The 17,591-nt window shown below is 65.6% G+C and carries 13 protein-coding genes; 12 read left to right on the forward strand and 1 reads right to left on the reverse strand.

Annotation, left to right across the window (positions count from 1 at the left end):
* Positions 1–25 precede the first annotated feature (25 nt).
* The 6 genes from IP91_RS10995 to IP91_RS11020 all read left to right on the forward strand — a co-directional run bounded on the left by IP91_RS10995 (position 26) and on the right by IP91_RS11020 (position 6,903).
* Positions 26–295, forward strand: coding sequence for an FAD assembly factor SdhE (locus IP91_RS10995; RefSeq protein WP_371860617.1), 270 nt, complete (start codon positions 26–28; stop codon positions 293–295).
* Positions 296–338: 43 nt separating this feature from the next.
* Positions 339–1,643 carry a citrate synthase gene (gene gltA, locus IP91_RS11000; protein ID WP_145649009.1) on the forward strand — a complete coding sequence of 435 codons (1,305 nt, stop codon included), beginning with the start codon at positions 339–341 and terminating at the stop codon, positions 1,641–1,643.
* A 335-nt stretch (positions 1,644–1,978) separates the two neighbouring features.
* The gene (locus IP91_RS11005; protein WP_145649010.1) at positions 1,979–2,449 is read left to right on the forward strand and encodes a hypothetical protein; all 471 of its coding nucleotides are present in this window, start codon (positions 1,979–1,981) and stop codon (positions 2,447–2,449) included.
* A 365-nt stretch (positions 2,450–2,814) separates the two neighbouring features.
* Entirely contained in the window at positions 2,815–3,783 is a 969-nt protein-coding gene (locus IP91_RS11010; protein WP_145649011.1) for an alpha/beta hydrolase family protein, read from the forward strand.
* 144 nt (positions 3,784–3,927) lie between these two features.
* On the forward strand, positions 3,928–5,565 hold the full coding sequence (locus IP91_RS11015; RefSeq protein ID WP_145649012.1) for a hybrid sensor histidine kinase/response regulator: 1,638 nt from the start codon (positions 3,928–3,930) through the stop codon (positions 5,563–5,565).
* Between the two features lie 138 nt (positions 5,566–5,703).
* Positions 5,704–6,903: a cation:proton antiporter gene (locus IP91_RS11020; protein WP_145649013.1), complete on the forward strand. Its 1,200-nt coding sequence runs from the start codon at positions 5,704–5,706 to the stop codon at positions 6,901–6,903.
* A 16-nt stretch (positions 6,904–6,919) separates the two neighbouring features.
* Here IP91_RS11020 and IP91_RS11025 read toward each other — a convergent pair whose 3' ends face one another.
* On the reverse strand, positions 6,920–9,022 hold the full coding sequence (locus IP91_RS11025; RefSeq protein ID WP_145649014.1) for a putative bifunctional diguanylate cyclase/phosphodiesterase: 2,103 nt from the start codon (positions 9,020–9,022) through the stop codon (positions 6,920–6,922).
* 563 nt (positions 9,023–9,585) lie between these two features.
* On the opposite strand from IP91_RS11025, the gene IP91_RS11030 reads away from it, so the two are divergent.
* From IP91_RS11030 to IP91_RS11055, 6 genes are all read left to right on the forward strand, one after another.
* Positions 9,586–12,441 carry a 2-oxoglutarate dehydrogenase E1 component gene (locus IP91_RS11030; protein ID WP_145649015.1) on the forward strand — a complete coding sequence of 952 codons (2,856 nt, stop codon included), beginning with the start codon at positions 9,586–9,588 and terminating at the stop codon, positions 12,439–12,441.
* Positions 12,442–12,542: 101 nt separating this feature from the next.
* A complete protein-coding gene (gene odhB / locus IP91_RS11035; RefSeq protein WP_145649016.1) occupies positions 12,543–13,802 on the forward strand; it encodes a 2-oxoglutarate dehydrogenase complex dihydrolipoyllysine-residue succinyltransferase in 1,260 nt (419 codons plus the stop codon).
* Between the two features lie 76 nt (positions 13,803–13,878).
* A complete protein-coding gene (locus IP91_RS11040) occupies positions 13,879–14,271 on the forward strand; it encodes a PspC domain-containing protein (protein ID WP_145649017.1) in 393 nt (130 codons plus the stop codon).
* Positions 14,261–15,694 carry a dihydrolipoyl dehydrogenase gene (lpdA, locus tag IP91_RS11045; protein ID WP_145649018.1) on the forward strand — a complete coding sequence of 478 codons (1,434 nt, stop codon included), beginning with the start codon at positions 14,261–14,263 and terminating at the stop codon, positions 15,692–15,694. Before IP91_RS11040 ends, lpdA begins: the two co-directional genes overlap by 11 nt.
* Positions 15,695–15,762: 68 nt before the next feature.
* Positions 15,763–16,860, forward strand: a complete 1,098-nt coding sequence (zapE, locus tag IP91_RS11050) for a cell division protein ZapE (protein ID WP_145649019.1) — start codon at positions 15,763–15,765, stop codon at positions 16,858–16,860.
* Between the two features lie 13 nt (positions 16,861–16,873).
* Positions 16,874–17,584: a hypothetical protein gene (locus IP91_RS11055; protein WP_145649020.1), complete on the forward strand. Its 711-nt coding sequence runs from the start codon at positions 16,874–16,876 to the stop codon at positions 17,582–17,584.
* Positions 17,585–17,591 lie beyond the last annotated feature (7 nt).

A 17,591-nucleotide genomic window follows, 5' to 3' on the forward strand; every position in this document is an offset into this window, starting at 1 on the left:
ACCAGCTCCGACGATGAACCAAGAAATGAACAGTACGCATCAGGCAGATCCCGCCAACCGTGCCCGCCTTCGCTGGCGGTCGCGCCGCGGCCTGCTGGAAAACGACATCATCCTGACGCGTTTTCTCGATGCGCACGAGACGGAATTGACCGACGAGGAAGTGGACGCATTCACGCGGCTCCTCGACTTGTCGGACAATGCGCTGATGGATCTGGTGCTGGCGCGCAGCGAGCCGCAAGGCGAGCTCGATCTGCCGCATGTGCATGCACTGCTTGGCCGTCTGCGCCGCGCCTGATTTTTTTTAATAGCCGCACCTCATCCCAGAAAAGGAAGAGTCCATGAATACCTCAGACAACAAAGCCACACTGTCGTTCTCCGATGGCAGCGCCGCGATCGAGTTCCCGATCTACAAGGGCACCGTCGGCCCGGACGTCATCGACATCCGCAAGCTGTACGGCGCCACCGGCAAGTTCACGTACGACCCGGGCTTCATGTCCACCGCCTCGTGCAACTCATCGATCACCTACATCGACGGCGACAAGGGCGAACTGCAGTACCGCGGCTACCCGATCGAGCAGCTGGCCGTGAACGCCGACTTCATGGAATCGTGCTACCTGCTGCTGAACGGCGAACTGCCGAACGAAGCGCAGAAGGCCGAATTCGTGACCACCGTGTCGAAGCACACGATGGTCCACGAGCAGATGCAGTTCTTCTTCCGTGGCTTCCGCCGCGACGCGCACCCGATGTCGGTGCTGGTCGGTACCGTCGGCGCGCTGGCGTCGTTCTACCACGACTCGCTGGACATCAACGATGCCAAGCAGCGCGAGATCTCCGCGATCCGCCTGATCGCCAAGATGCCGACGCTGGTCGCCATGGCGTACAAGTACTCGATCGGCCAGCCGTTCATGTACCCGCGCAACGACCTGTCGTACAGCGCCAACTTCATGCGCATGATGTTCGGTAACCCGTGCGAAGAGTACAAGGTCAACGACGTGCTGGTGCGCGCGCTGGACCGCATCCTGATCCTGCACGCGGACCACGAGCAGAACGCTTCCACCTCGACTGTCCGCCTGGCCGGTTCGTCGGGCGCCAATCCGTTCGCCTGTATCGCAGCGGGCATCGCCTGCCTGTGGGGCCCGGCACACGGCGGCGCCAACGAAGCGGCACTGACGATGCTGAAGGAAATCGGCTCGGTCGAGAACATCCCGGCCTTCATCGCGCAGGTGAAGGACAAGAACTCCGGCGTCAAGCTGATGGGCTTCGGTCACCGCGTGTACAAGAACTTCGACCCGCGCGCCAAGCTGATGCGCGAAACGTGCTACGAAGTGCTGGAAGAGCTGGGCCTGCAGGACGACCCGCTGTTCAAGCTGGCGATGGAACTGGAAAAGATCGCCCTGAACGACGAATACTTCGTGTCGCGCAAGCTGTATCCGAACGTCGACTTCTACTCGGGCATCGTGCAGTCGGCCCTGGGCATTCCGGTCTCGCTGTTCACCGGTATCTTCGCGATGGCCCGCACCATCGGCTGGATCGCCCAGTGGAACGAAATGATCGCCGATCCGGAACAGAAGATCGGCCGTCCACGCCAGCTGTTCGTGGGCGCGACGGTGCGCGACGTGCCGCCGCTGAAGGATCGCAAGTAATCCTGGTTGCATCATGCATGAGTGAAAGCGGGCTTCGGCCCGCTTTTTTTATGGGCTGGCAAATTGGTTGACTCGTCAAATCCTGACGTTGAGGAAGATTCCTGGATCGCCGCCGCGACACGGTGTGGGTAGCTCGATGTTCGGCGCGAACTTACGTGACCTAATTCGTACCGCATCCTGCTAATTCGTTTTAAAAATCGGAAGCGGCTTGCTAAAGCGTGCCAATAATCCGTTCCCGAATGCTAATTTGATCCAACCCAGGGCTTATAAACTAAATCAAACGAATTTCTCGTACGGCGATCCAACTTTTAGGCACATTTAGAAAGGATTGGATCATGTCATACCAGCCAACGCGGGCCGTGAACCTGCCCCTGGAAGATTTCTTCGATCTGGAATTCCATTTTGATGGACAACCGCCCCGGCGAGAATCCCGAGGCGTTCGTGGCACACTCGTGAAGCGCTGGCTCGCGGCCGAAACGGAGCGGCTCGCGCTGCAGAAGAACGGCCGGGCGCTGCGGGGCTTCCAGTGGAAGAATCTCTTTCTTCCCAATGGAACCAGTCTGCGAACCAACTATGCGAACACCATCGAATTTGCCAGGGTTGCCGGCGACTGCATCGTGGCTGACGACGGCGCGAAATTGTCGCCATCGTCGTTTGCGAATCGCCACGACAAGGGCCGCAATGCATGGCGCATGGTCTGGCTGCGTTTCCCCGGTAATGAGTTTTGGGTGCGGGCAGACGACTGCCGTCGGCGCTTCGACGGGGGGCCGCGAAAACGTTCTAAACGTGGATCGGAGACTTCCTAAACATGCTAATTCGAGACAGTCATCCGCGCTAATCTGGGCCAACGATTTTTACGGCGGTACGATTCCGGTCTAAAGTCGCGGACACACCTTCGATTTTGGTACGGGTTAGAAGTTCCTGGGACGATTTGGTAGGGATTAGTTCGGGCGCCGAAAAGGGCAACGGCCTGCACACCCATGGTCGAGCGCAGCGGCGGATTGGCGGCAGGAGCGCTTGCGCCGCGTCTGCATTTCGTCTTGTGCCGCGGTCTTTTCGGCGGCTGCCGCCCGGCCGTTGGCGCCGTTTTTCGCCATCCTCGTCGCAAGGCGCTGGGCGGCAGGATGCGGCCGGGCGAGACTGTTCCTGTCCCAACCGGAAAGGAGCCGCCATGAAGTCCATCATCGCCTGCTGCATCCTGCTGTCCTGCGTATTCAAGACGCAGGCAGCGGGTTTTCAAACCCGGGAAATGACCGGCCCGGCCGGCAAGCCGATCAAACTGGCGATCTGGTACCCCAGCGCCACACCGCCACAAGCCCGCAACACGGGCACCTTCATCCAGCAGGTCGCCAGCGACGGCGAGGTGGCGGGAACTGGCCTGCCGCTCGTGATCATCTCGCACGGAACCGGCGGCTCGCAGTACAGCCACTACGACACGGCGCTCGCCCTGGCCGATGCCGGTTTCATCGTCGTCGCGCCGATCCATCCGGGCGACAACTATGCCGACCGCAGCGAAGCGGCAAACATCCTGGAACGGCCAAGACACATCATCGCGACGCTGGACTACCTGCTCAGGGAGTGGCCGCAACGGGCGCAGATCGCACCCTCACGCATCGGCATCTTCGGGTTCTCGTCGGGCGGCTTCACGGCGCTGGTGAACATCGGCGGGCAGCCCGACCTGCGCAAGGTGGGCGTCCATTGCGCGGCGCATCCCGCGGAGTACGCCTGCCAGCTGGTCGCGCGGCATGGCGACGACTCAAAGCAGGTACCGCACGCCGCGACACCGCAGATGCATGACCGCCGCATCCGCGCCGCCGTCATCGTTGCGCCGGCGCTGGGCTTCACGTTCGACAACGCGGCGCTTGCCAAGGTGGACGTTCCCGTCCAGCTGTGGCGGGCGGAAGACGACATCGTCCTGCCCCATCCCTGGTACGCCGAGCACGTGCGCGCCGCGCTGCCCCGCATGCCCGAGTACCACGTGGTGCCACGCGCCGGCCACCTCGACTTCCTCGCGCCATGCACCGCACAGCTCGCTGCGCTGGTGCCGCAGATCTGCGTGAGCCAGGACGGCTTCGACCGTGGCGATTTCCACAAGCGCTTCAATGCCGACGTTGTCGGGTTTTTCCACCGATCCCTGTGACCGTCGGATTGGTACAGCTCCGGGTCGGCGGCCATTTCGGCAATCCTGAAATGATGGGCAAACAGGCTTACAATGGCCGGCTGTTCCTTTGCCGCATGACCTTTCTTGTCTTCATCACACAACTTGTCGAACGACCACCAATCCATGGCGCCGGAACCCACCGTCGCGCAACTGCAGCGCGAGCTGGCGCAGGCCCGCGAGGCGCTGCAACGGGAGATCGCGCTGCGCGAGGAGGGCGAGCGGCTCGCCGCGGAACATGCCGCCGACCTGGTCGAATTCCTCGACAACGCGGCCGAAGGCATCCACCGCGTGGGACCGGACGGCAGCATCCTGTGGGCCAACAAGGCCGAGCTGGCGATGCTGGGCTACGCGCAGGACCAGTACGTGGGCCGCCACATCGCCGACTTCCACGCCGACCAGCCGGTCATCGACGAGATCCTGCGCAAGCTGCTGGCCGGCGAGACGCTGTATGACCACCCGGCGCGGCTGCGCTGTGCCGACGGCAGCATCCGCCAGGTGCTGATCCACTCGAACGGCTACTTCGTCGACGGCCAGCTGCGCTACACGCGCTGCTTCACGCGCGACGCCAGCGAGCGGCACGAGCGCGACCTGGCCCTGGCCCAGTTGCGCGAGGCGCACCAGGAACGCGAGGCGATCCTGCGCGAGCTCACGGAAGCGAACCGCAACAAGGACCAGTTCCTGGCCATGCTGGGCCACGAGCTGCGCAACCCGCTGGCGCCGGTGGTGATGGCGCTGGAGATCATGGAACGCCATGGCGACGGTGCCACGGCGCCGCAGCGCGCCGTGATGCACCGCCAGGTGGGGCACCTGGTGCGGCTGGTCGACGACCTGCTCGATATCGCCCGCGTGACGCAGGGGAAGGTGGCGCTGCAGGCCGGCCACGTGCGCCTCGCCGATGCGGTTGGCAGCGCGGTGGAAATCGCCTCGGCCGAGGTGCGCCGGCGCGACCACGCACTGCAGGTGCATGCCGATCCGGCGCTGATCGTGCGCGGCGACGCGGTGCGGCTGGCGCAGGTGGTGGCCAACCTGCTGGTGAACGCGGCGCGCTACACGCCCCGCGGCGGCGCGATCCGCCTCGATGCCGTGCGTGCCGGCGATGCCACGGCGCGCATCAGCGTGGCCGACAATGGCCGTGGCATGGCGCCGGAGGAGCTGCGCCAGGCGTTCGACCTGTTCTACCAGGGCGAGCGGGGCATCGACCGGGCCGAGGGCGGCCTCGGCGTGGGCCTGGCGCTGGCGCGGCGCCTGGTGGAACTGCATGGCGGCCGGATCGAGGCCTACAGCGGCGGCCCCGGCACGGGCAGCGAATTCGTCGTGCACCTGCCGCTCGACCTCGATGCGGCCCGGCCGCCGGCGGCGGAGGGGCCGCACGCAGCCGGGCAGGGCACGCGCCGCTCGGTGCTGCTGGTGGACGACAATGTCGACGCGGCCGCCACGCTGGCGATGCTGCTCACCCAGCACGGCCACGCGGTGCAGGTGCGGAACGATCCGGCCGCCGCGCTGGTGCTGCTGCAAACGCTGCGGCCGGACGTGGCGGTGCTCGACATCGGCCTGCCCGGCATGAGCGGCTACGAACTGGCGCGGCGCATGCGTGCCACCCCCGGCGGGGCGCACTGCCGCCTCATCGCGCTGAGCGGCTATGGCCAGCCGGCCGACATCGCCCGCAGCGCCGCCGCCGGTTTCGAGCGGCACTTCGTCAAGCCAGTGCAGCCGGACGTCCTTCTCGCCCTGATCGACGCCGGCACCGAACCGCAGGCCTGACCCCGCGCGCGCCAGCGGCGCCGGTGGTTCCCGGCGGCGATTGCCACCGTTGCCGGCCATAACTATGGTATCGTTTTCAAAACGAAATTCGCCGGCAGCGCGGCCCTGCGCTGCCGGACGATGACAAGGAGACGATGCATGGGAACCACCGAAATCTATCTGCTGGCGATGGTGCTGATCTTCAGCGTGCCGTACCTGATCTGGCGCCTGGGCGGCACCGATTACTACGCACCGCTGGTGGTGGTGCAGATCATCACCGGCATCCTGCTGGGCCCGGGCATCCTGGGCCGCGCCTTCCCCGAGTACTACGGTTTTGTCTTCAACCCGCAGGTGATCACGGCGCTGAACGGCGTGGCCTGGTGGGCCGTGATGATCTTCGTGATGCTGGCCGGGATCGAGCTGGACCTGAAGCAGGCCTGGCGCCACCGCGTCGAGAGCACCATCACGGCAGGCTTCGCGCTCGGCACGCCGCTGCTGTTCGGCTGCGTGGCCGCGCTGGGCATGCTGCAGTACGGCGGCTGGCGCGGCGCCCAGTCGCACGAGTGGCAGTTCGTGCTGGGCGTGGGCATGTCGTGCGCCGTGACGGCGCTGCCGATCCTGATCCTGCTGATGGAAAAGCTGGGCCTACTGCGCCAGCCGATCGGCCAGCGCATCCTGCGCTATGCGAGCCTGGACGATATCGCGATCTGGGGCGTGCTGGCGCTCATCCTGCTGGACTGGGACCGCGTCGGGCGCCAGCTCGGCTTCCTGGCCGCGTTCGCGCTGGCTACCATCGTGTATCGCAGGCTGATGGCCAGGCTGGCCGAGCAGGACCGCTGGTACGTGGCGCTGGTGTGGCTGGCGCTGTGCGCGCTTGCCGCCGACTGGGCCGGTCTGCATTACATGGTGGGCGCCTTCCTGGCCGGCGTGGTGATGGACGCGCACTGGTTCGACCAGCAGAAGCTGGACCAGATGCGCCACCACGTGCTGCTGCTGCTGATGCCGGTGTTCTTCCTGTCCACCGGGCTGCGCACCAACTGGGCGGTGGGCGGCACCGCCGTGTTCGTGGCAGCCGGCGTGCTGCTGGCGGCGTCCGTCGCGGGCAAGCTGGCCGGCGTGCACCTGGCTGGCCGCATCCTGAAATGGGGGCCGGGCGAAGCGTCCATCATCGGCTGGCTGCTGCAGACCAAGGCCCTGATCATGATCATCTTCGTCAATATCCTGCTCGACAAGGGCATCATTTCCAGCGAGACCTTCACGGCGCTGCTGCTGATGGCGATCGGCAGCACGATGCTGACGATCCCGATGGTGGCGCCGATGCTGCGGCGCGTGCAGGCGCTGGTGCTGAAAACCGGCTGAACCGGCAGCGGGCGGGCTAGTGCACCGCCAGCCACTGCTCCAGCGCCGGCGCCGTCAGCGGCTGGCTGATGTAGTTGCCCTGCAGGCTGTTGCAGCCGTGGGCGGCCAGGAAGTCGTGCTGGTCGCGCGTCTCGACGCCCGTGCCCACCACGCGGATGTTCAGGTTGTGGCCGATGTCGAGCATCGTCTTGGCCAGGATGCCGCTGCCCGGCACGCCGTCGATTTCCTGCACGCGCTGGCGCGTCATCTTCAGCTGGCTGACGGGCAGGTGGCGCAGGCAGGTCAGGTTGTTGGCGCCGGCGCCGAACTCGTCGACCGACAGGCGGATGCCCAGTTCCTGCAGGCCGTTGGCCAGCCGCTGCGCCCCTTCCGGGTCCATCATCAGCTGTTCCTCGCGCAGTTCCAGCGTGAGGCTGGCCGTGCGCAGGCCATGGTGCGCCATGCGGCGGGCGATGTAGGGCAGGTAGTCGCGCTGCGAGAACTCGCGGCTCGAGGCGTTGATGGAAATCGGCAGGTCCGGGAAGCCCAGTTCCGCGAGCCGGCGCAGGGTGCCGCACACGTCCTCCAGCACGCGCCGGCCCAGCTGCACGATCAGGCCGTTCTCTTCCGCCTCCGGCAGGAAATCGGCCGGCAGCAGCTCCCCCCGCTCCGGATGGCGCCAGCGCAGCAGCGCCTCCACGCCCAGGATCTTGCCCGTCTCGACGGAGACATGGGGCTGGAACAGCAGGTACAGGTCGTCGCGCTCCAGGGCGTCGCGCAGCGACTGCTCCATGCGCTGGCGTGCTGCGGTATTGGCGGCCATGCCGGGCGAGTAGAAGTGCACCGCATCCGGCCCGCCATGCTTGCCCTGGTACATGGCCGTGTCGGCCGCCTGCAGCAGTTCGCCCACGCTCCGGCCGTCGCTCGGCCAGACGGCCACGCCCATGCTGGCGCCGACCGACAGGAGGCGGCCGTCGATCTCCATCTCGCTGGCCATGGCACGGCGGATGCGGTCGATCATCTTCAGCGTGAAGCGCAGGCTGGGCTGGCCGGCCAGCACCAGCACGAATTCGTCGCCGCCCAGCCGCGCCACGGTGTCCGTTTCGCGCAGCGCCGACTGCAGGCGCTGCGCGACCTGCTTCAACACCTGGTCGCCCGCCGCGTGGCCCATCGTGTCGTTGATTTCCTTGAACTTGTTCAGGTCCAGCAGCACCACGCCCACCATCTCGCTGGCCCGCTGCGCCGCGCCGATCGCATGCTCGAGCCGGTCGCGCAGCAGCAGGCGGTTGGCCAGGCCGGTGAGGGGATCGTGCGTGACGAGGTGCTCGAGCTGCGTGGTGCGCTGCTTCATCGCGGTAATGTCCTCGATGATGCCGATGAAGTGCGTGACGCGCTGGGCGTGGTCGCGTACCGGCGTGACGGTGACGTGATTCCAGAACAGTTCGCCGTTCTTGCGCTGGTTGCGGAACACCACGGTGGCGGGGCGGTGCGAGGCGATGGCGCTGGCCAGCTGGGCGCGCTGGTCGTCGTCCATGCCCGGCGCGGCCATGAAGCGGGCGTCGCGGCCCAGCGATTCGGCTGCGCTGTAGCCGCTGATGTATTCGAAAGCAGGGTTGAGGTAGGCGATCGGGTTCTCGCGGCCATCGTGCCGGGCGATGACGATGCCGTTGCTGGCCGCCATCAGTGCCCGTTCGAACAGCTCCAGCTTGTCGCGCTGGCGGTAGTGCTCGGTCAGGTCCATGCCCAGGCCGCACAGGTAGCGGCCGTCGCCCGGGATTTCCAGCCGCGAGCCGCAGAACACGTATGGCGTGGTGCCGCCGGCGCCATTGCGCAGGCGTCCTTCGATCTGGACCCGTTCGTCCTGCTGGAACACGTTGCAGAACGCCTGGGCGATGTGCGGGCGTTCGGCCGGCTCGAACAGCTCGAGCATGTGGATGCTGCGCAGACGTTCGGCGGACAGGCCGGTGGCCTGCTCGACCTGCCGGTTCCACAGCAGGAAGTAGCCGGCCTCGTCCAGCACGTAGAAGGCGCCGGCCACCAGGTTCAGCATCTCGCGCAGCGGCACGCCGCCGACCATGTCGACCGCTTCCGCCACCGTCCGGCCACTGCCCGGTGCGGCATTCTGCCCGCTTTCTCGCATTTCGTTTCCCGTGTCCGCTGCCAGCTGGCGCAGGACGCCGTGCCTGTCTCCGCTGGCTGTTTTTATCGATGCCGGTCCGGCAAATGCGCTTTGCCGCCGGCGCTGGCAGACCTTCGTCTGTCCCACGGCGAGTATGGACGTTTTTGCAAAACAGGGCGCGCGCTTGCGGCGCGTGGATGAGCCTGCAAGCAAGGGCGGCAGCCAGTTTGCGATGAGCAATGATGCGGAAGGGACAGTGGTTGGCAAGAATGTCTGTCCCAGCTTTGTCCATGCCAGCGTGCTGTCGAGTCCAGGGCCGAACCGGGCCGGCACCACGCCCGGGATAGCCCGGCAGCAGGGGCGGAAATGGCTGACTATTTATCTTGCTAGTGGTTGTTGCGTCTCAAGACGCCGTGCTATCCTAAGCGGCTGTATCTGGGAGCTCGCCGGAGACTTGTCTTTCGGGCAACCAAAGAGTCCTTCCCCCACAACTTGATGTGCGATCCGCTAACCGGTCAGGCCGTGTCGCGGAAGGTTGAATTAACCCGCCCACACTCGCGAAGCGCGAAGAAAGGTGAGCAAGAATGATGCAACAACTCGAGTCCAACTCCTACCTGTTTGGTGGGAATGCGCCGTACGTAGAGGAACTCTACGAAGCGTACCTGGAAAATCCCGGCTCCGTCCCGGACAACTGGCGTTCCTATTTCGACGCGATGCAGCACGTGCCTGCCGTCGATGGCACCAGCAAGCCGGACGTCAACCACTCCTCCGTCATCGCCTCGTTTGCCGAACGCGCCAAATCCGGCCCGATCCGCACCGTGACCGCCTCGGCCGATGCCGAGATGGGCCGCAAGCGCGTTGCCGTCACGCAGCTGATCGCCGCCTACCGCTACCTGGGCTCGCGCTGGGCCAACCTGGACCCGCTGCAGCGCCAGGAGCGCCCGCCGATCCCGGAACTGGATCCGGCCTCGTACGGCTTCACCGATGCGGACATGGACACCGTGTTCAACATCAGCAATACCTACTTCGGCCAGGAAACCGCCTCGCTGCGCGACCTGCTGAACTTCCTGCGCGACACGTACACCCGTTCGATCGGTGCCGAGTACATGTACATCTCCGACCCGGCCGAAAAGCGCTGGCTGCAGGAGCGCCTGGAATCGATCCGTTCCACGCCGAGCTTCGGCGCGGAAAAGAAGAAGCACATCCTGGAACGCCTGACGGCGGCCGAAGGCCTGGAACGCTACCTGCACACCAAGTACGTGGGCCAGAAGCGCTTCTCGCTGGAAGGCGGCGAGACGTTCATCGCCTCGATCGACGAGATCATCCAGCGCGCCGGTGAGAAGGGCGTGCAGGAAATCGTCATCGGCATGGCCCACCGCGGCCGCCTGAACGTGCTGGTGAACACCCTCGGCAAGGCGCCGAAGGACCTGTTCGAGGAATTCGAAGGCAAGCACGGCGACGACCTGCCGGCCGGCGACGTGAAATACCACCAGGGCTTCTCGTCCGACATCTCCACCGCGGGCGGCCCGGTCCACCTGTCGCTGGCGTTCAATCCTTCCCACCTGGAGATCGTCAACCCGGTCGTCGAAGGTTCGGTCAAGGCCCGCATGGACCGCCGCGGCGACACGCTGGGCGCGCAGGTGCTGCCGATCCTGGTGCACGGCGATGCCGCATTCGCCGGCCAGGGCGTGGTGATGGAAACGCTGAACCTGGCGCAGACCCGCGGTTACGGCACGGGCGGCACGGTGCACATCGTGATCAACAACCAGATCGGCTTCACCACCTCCGACCCGCGCGACGCGCGTTCGACGATCTACTGCTCCGACGTCGTGAAGATGATCGAGGCGCCGGTGCTGCACGTGAACGCCGACGATCCGGAAGCGACCGTGCTGGCCTCGCAGATCGCGCTGGACTACCGCGCCGAGTTCCACAAGGATATCGTCGTCGACATCATCTGCTACCGCAAGCTGGGTCACAACGAGCAGGACACCCCGGCGCTGACGCAGCCGCTGATGTACAAGAAGATCGCCCAGCACCCGGGCACCCGCCGCCTGTACGCCGACAAGCTGGCCGTGCAGGGCGTGATCCCGGCCGATGGCGGCGACACGATGGTCGCGGCCTACCGCGATGCCATGGACGCCGGCAAGCACACGGTCGATCCGGTGATCTCGAACTTCAAGGGCAAGTTCGCCGTCGACTGGCTGCCGTTCCTGAACCGCAAGTGGACCGACGCGGCCGACACCGCCGTGCCGCTGACGGAACTGAAGCGCCTGGCCACCCGCATCACCACCGTGCCGGAAGGCTTCAAGGTGCACTCGCTGGTCGAGAAGGTGCTGGGCGACCGCGCCAACATGGGTAAAGGCGAGCTGAACCTGGACTGGGGCATGGGCGAACACCTGGCCTACGCCTCGCTGGTGTCGTCCGGCTATGCCGTGCGCCTGACCGGCCAGGATGCCGGCCGCGGCACGTTCACGCACCGCCATGCCGTGCTGCACGACCAGAACCGCGAACGCTGGGATGCCGGCACCTATGTGCCGCTGCAGAACGTGTCCGAAGGCCAGGCACCGTTCACCGTGATCGACTCCGTGCTGTCCGAAGAAGCGGTGCTGGGCTTCGAATACGGCTACTCGACGGCCGAGCCGAACACGCTGACGATCTGGGAAGCCCAGTTCGGCGACTTCGTCAACGGCGCGCAGGTCGTGATCGACCAGTTCATCAGCTCCGGCGAAGTCAAGTGGGGCCGCGCTTCGGGCCTCGTGATGCTGCTGCCGCACGGTTACGAAGGCCAGGGTCCGGAACACTCGTCCGCCCGTCCGGAACGTTTCCTGCAGCTGTGCGCGGACAACAACATGCAGGTGGCGCAGCCGACGACGGCCGCGCAGATCTTCCACCTGCTGCGCCGCCAGATGGTGCGCCAGTTCCGCAAGCCGCTCGTCGTGATGACGCCGAAATCGCTGCTGCGCAACAAGGACGCCGGCTCGTCGCTGAACGAACTCGCCAAGGGCGCGTTCCAGACCGTGATCGGCGAAGTGGACGACAAGATCGATGCCAAGAAGGTCAAGCGCGTGATCGCCTGCTCCGGCAAGGTGTATTACGACCTGGTCAACGCCCGCAAGACGCGCGGCCAGACCGACACGGCCATCATCCGCGTCGAGCAGCTGTACCCGTTCCCGCACAAGGCCTTCGCCGCCGAACTGAAGAAGTTCCCGTCGCTGGCCGAAGTGGTGTGGGCACAGGACGAGCCGCAGAACCAGGGTCCATGGTTCCAGATCCAGCACAACATCTTCGAGTCGATGGATGCGGGCCAGCGCCTGGCATACGCCGGCCGTCCTGCTTCCGCGTCGCCGGCTGTCGGTTACTACGACAAGCACTACGCGCAGCAGAAGGATCTGCTGGAGACGGCATTCTCGAAGCTGAAGGGCTTCATCCTGACCAAGTAATCGGGCATCTGATCGAGTCTGATCCATCTGGACAGGCCGCGCCGGCCGGTACTTTGAAACCGCCGCGCGGCCCCACGCATAACGAATTCACGGAGTAATACATGGCACAAATCGAAGTCAAAGTTCCTCAACTGTCGGAATCCGTCGCCGAAGCGACCCTGCTGTCCTGGCACAAGAAGGTCGGCGAAGCCGTCACGCGCGACGAAAACATGATCGACATCGAAACCGACAAGGTCGTCCTGGAACTGCCGGCACCGAGCGCCGGCGTGATTGTGCAGCTGCTCAAGGGCGACGGCGCGACCGTCGTGGCCGATGAAGTCATCGCCATCATCGATACCGAAGCCGGCGCGCAAGTCTCGCCGATCGCCGTGACCGCCGCGCCCGCCGCCGCCGCCGCCCCTGCGCCAGCCGCCGCTGCCGCCGCACCGGCTGCCACCGGTGGTTCGAAAGGCGACGTGGCCATGCCGGCCGCCGCCAAGATCCTGTCCGAAAAAGGCCTGTCGGCCGGCGACGTGTCCGGTTCCGGCAAGGACGGCCGCGTGACCAAGGGCGATGCCCTCGGTGCTTCCGCCAAGCCCCCTGCTGCCGCACCGGCCCCCGCCGCTGCCAAGCCGGCCCTGCAGAAAGTGGCCGCACCATCGTCGCCGGCCAGCCTGGGCGACCGCCCGGAAGAGCGCGTGCCGATGAGCCGCCTGCGCGCCCGCATCGCCGAGCGCCTGCTGGACTCGCAAGCCACCAACGCCATCCTGACCACCTTCAACGAGGTGAACATGAAGCCGGTGATGGACCTGCGCAACAAGTACAAGGACAAGTTCGAGAAGGAACACGGCGTCAAGCTGGGCTTCATGTCGTTCTTCGTCAAGGCCGCCGTGGCCGCGCTGAAGAAGTACCCGATCATCAACGCGTCGGTCGACGGTAACGACATCGTCTACCACGGCTACTTCGACATCGGCATCGCCGTCGGCTCGCCGCGCGGCCTGGTGGTGCCGATCCTGCGCAACGCCGACCAGATGTCGATCGCCGAGATCGAGAAGAAGATCGGCGAATTCGGCGCCAAGGCCAAGGAAGGCAAGCTGACGCTGGACGACCTGACCGGCGGCACGTTCTCGATCTCGAACGGCGGTACGTTCGGCTCGATGCTGTCGACCCCGATCATCAACCCGCCGCAGTCGGCCATCCTGGGCGTGCACGCGACCAAGGACCGCGCCGTGGTGGAAAACGGCGAGATCGTCATCCGCCCGATGAACTACCTGGCCATGTCGTACGACCACCGCATCATCGACGGCCGCGAAGCCGTGCTGGGCCTGGTCGCCATGAAGGAAGCGCTGGAAGATCCGGCGCGCCTGCTGCTGGACCTGTAATCGAAGCGTCGTAAATCGCCTGGGGTCTGTCCCGCGGAAGCCGGGGACAGACCCCATAACCTCGGGAGCCAACGCCATGAACGTCTCCGAAGAAATCAAGCGCCTGCACGAGCTGCACCAGGCCGGCGCCCTGACCGACGAGGAATTCGCCCGCGCCAAGGAGCGCCTGCTCAGCGCGGAAGCGAAGGCCGTTAGCGGCTGCGGTTCGCGGTTCCACAAGACGGCACCCGGCGACGCGGCCAACGGCGACCTGACCAGCGAGCTGTCCCGCCTGCGCCGTTCGCGCACGGACCGCTGGCTCGGTGGCGTCTGCGGCGGCATCGCGCAGGTGTCCGGCGTGGCTTCGTGGATCTGGCGCCTGGTGTTCGCGCTGTTTACGATCTCGTTCGGGTTCGGGCTGGCGATTTACATCCTGTTGTGGATATTCGTCCCAGAGGACGAACTGATTGGAAAAGACAATGAGCAATAAAAATTTTGACGTTGTAGTGATCGGCGCCGGTCCCGGCGGGTATATCGCGGCCATCCGCGCAGCGCAGCTGGGCTTTTCCGTTGCCTGTATCGATGAATGGGCCAACGAAAAGGGCGGTCCCGCTCCTGGCGGCACCTGCACCAACGTGGGCTGCATCCCGTCGAAGGCGCTGCTGCAGTCGTCCGAGCATTTCGAACATGCCGGTCACGCGTTCAAGGAACACGGCATCGACGTGGCCGGCCTGTCCCTGAACCTGGGCCAGATGCTCAAGCGCAAGAACAACGTCGTCAAGCAGAACAACGACGGCATCCTGTACCTGTTCAAGAAGAACAAGGTGACCTTCTTCCACGGCCGCGGCGCCTTCGCCGGTGCCGCGGGCGCCGAAGGTTACCCGATCGAGATCACCGGCCCGACCATCGAAACGATCAGCGCCAAGCAGGTGATCGTGGCGACCGGTTCGAACGCGCGTGCCCTGCCGGGCGCACCGTTCGACGAGAAGCTGATCCTGTCGAACACGGGCGCGCTGGCGATCGAAGCCGTGCCGGCCAAGCTGGGCGTCATCGGTGCCGGCGTGATCGGCCTGGAAATGGGTTCCGTGTGGCGCCGCCTGGGTGCCGACGTGACCGTGCTGGAAGGCCTGCCGCAGTTCCTGGGCGCCGTCGACGAGCAGGTGGCCAAGGAAGCGCACAAGCTGTTCACGAAGCAGGGCCTGAAGATCAGCCTGGGCGTGAAGGTCGACAGCGTGACCGCGGGCGACAACAGCGTCACCGTCAAGTACACGGATGACAAGGGCACCGCGACGGAAGCCGTGTTCGACAAGCTGATCGTCTCGATCGGCCGCACGCCGAACACGATCGGCCTGGGGCTTGAGAAGGCCGGCCTGCAGCTGGACGAGCGCGGCTTTATCGCCGTGGACGGCGACTGCAAGACCAACCTGCCGGGCGTGTGGGCGATCGGCGACGTGGTGCGCGGCCCGATGCTGGCGCACAAGGCGGAAGAAGAGGGTGTCGCGGTGGCCGAACGCATCGCCGGCCAGCATGGCCACACCAACTTCGACACGATTCCATGGGTGATCTACACGTCGCCGGAAATCGCCTGGGTCGGCAAGACGGAGCAGCAGCTGAAGGCGGCCGGCACGGCGTACAAGTCCGGCTCGTTCCCGTTCCTGGCCAACGGCCGTGCGCGCGCATTGGGTGACACGTCCGGCTTCGTCAAGTTCCTGGCCGATGCCACGACCGACGAGATCCTGGGCGTGCACATCGTCGGTCCGATGGCCTCCGAGCTGATTTCGGAAGCCGTCGTGGCGATGGAGTTCAAGGCCTCGGCCGAAGACATCGCGCGCATCTGCCACGCCCACCCGTCGCTGTCCGAAGCGACCAAGGAAGCGGCACTGGCCATCGACAAGCGCACGCTGAACTTTTAAGTAAATCGTCGTGCCTCCACCGGGCCGGCCTTCGTGCCGGCCCGGTGTTTTTGTGTGAATCGAATGTCATGAACGTCCTCGAGTTTTACCAGCATGCGCTGGAACAGCGCCACTTCAAGCCCGACGCGGCCCAGCACCGCGCGGTCGAACGGCTGCAGCAGTGCTACGACGAATGGGTCGAGTACAAGGCCCAGCGGTCGAACGGCTTCAAGCGGCTGATCAACCGTCCCGACGTGCCGAAAGGCGTGTACATGTGGGGCGGCGTGGGGCGGGGCAAGTCGTTCCTGATGGACTCGTTCTATTCGGTGGTGCCGGTGGTGCGCAAGACGCGCCTGCACTTCCATGAATTCATGCGTGCCGTGCACATCCAGCTCGACGAGCTGATGGGCATCGCCGACCCGCTCGACGAGGTGGCGAAACGCATCGCGAAGAAATACCGGCTGATCTGCTTCGACGAGTTCCACGTGTCCGACGTGGCCGACGCGATGATCCTGTATAACCTGATGAAGGCGCTGTACGACAACGGCGTGTCGTTCATCATGACTTCCAACTACGAGCCGTCCACGCTGTATCCGGACGGGCTGCACCGCGACCGCATCCTGCCCACCATCGCGCTGCTCAAGGAGCGCATGGACGTGCTCAACGTGGACGCCGGCGTCGACTACCGCAGCCGCGCGCTCGAACAGGTGCAGGCCTATTACATGCCGCTCAATGCGGCCACGGATGCCAAGCTGCGCGAAGCGTTCACCGGCCTGGCCGACACGCAGGAAGAAGATGCCCGCATCACGGTGGAGAACCGCGAGATCCGTGCGCTGCGCCGCGCCGGCACCGTCATCTGGTTCGACTTCCACACGCTGTGCGGCGGTCCCCGCTCGCAGAACGACTACCTTGAAATCGCCAGCCGTTTCCATACCGTGATATTGTCCGGTGTGCCGATGATGTCGGCCGGCCAGTCGTCCGAGGCGCGCCGTTTCACCTGGCTGATCGACGTGTTCTACGACCAGGGCGTGAAGCTGATCATGTCCGCCGAAGTGGAGCCGGAAGAGCTGTACACCTCCGGCGCGCTGGCCAACGAATTCCACCGCACCGTGTCGCGCATCGTCGAGATGCAGTCGCGCGAGTACATGGAAAAGGCCCAGCGCGGCGCGGCCGCGGCACTGACCTGAACGGATAGGAAAGATGGCATTGCATTTCAACGTATCGAAGATCGCACGCGGGCTGCTGGCCTTGTTCTGCACCCTTGCTTGCACTCTGTCCTGCGCCGTGGCGTACGCCGAGCCGGTGCAGACGGTGCAGACGGTGGAGCAGGCCGACGCCGCGCTGCTGCAGGTGAAGGCGGCGCGGGCCGCCGTGGAAAGCGAGTTCGCGGACAGCGAGAAGGTCTGCTACGCGAAGTTCTTCGTCAATAACTGCCTGGACAAGGCCAAGGAACTGCGGCGCGTGCGCCTGGCGGAACTGCGCGCGACGGAAATCGACGCGAACTACTTCAAGCGCAAGAACGCCGTGGAAGTGCGCGACCGCGAGCTGGAGGAACGCGCCCAGCGTGACGCGGCAGAAGAAGCGGCCAACGCGAAGAACCCGCCGAAGCCGCGCCCGAACCCGGCCGACCGCGCCGCACCCGTGCCGCTCAGGAAGCTGCCGGCCCAGCGCGCCGCCGAACACGAGGCGCGCGTGCAGAAGCAGGCCGCCGAGGATGCCGCCAAGGCCGGCGAGCGCGCGAAGAACGTCGAGGAAGCCAAGGCCCGCCAGGCCGAATCGCTGGAACGCCAGAAGCGCGTGGCGGAGAAGGCGGCCGAACGCGCCGCGCGCCAGGCCAGGCGCGCCGCCGATGCCGCCGCGAAGGAAGCGGCGGCGGCGGAGAAGGCCAAGCAGAAGGCGCTGCAAAAATAACGCAGGC

The organism is Pseudoduganella lurida (assembly GCF_007830455.1).
Lineage (GTDB): Bacteria > Pseudomonadota > Gammaproteobacteria > Burkholderiales > Burkholderiaceae_D > Rugamonas > Rugamonas lurida.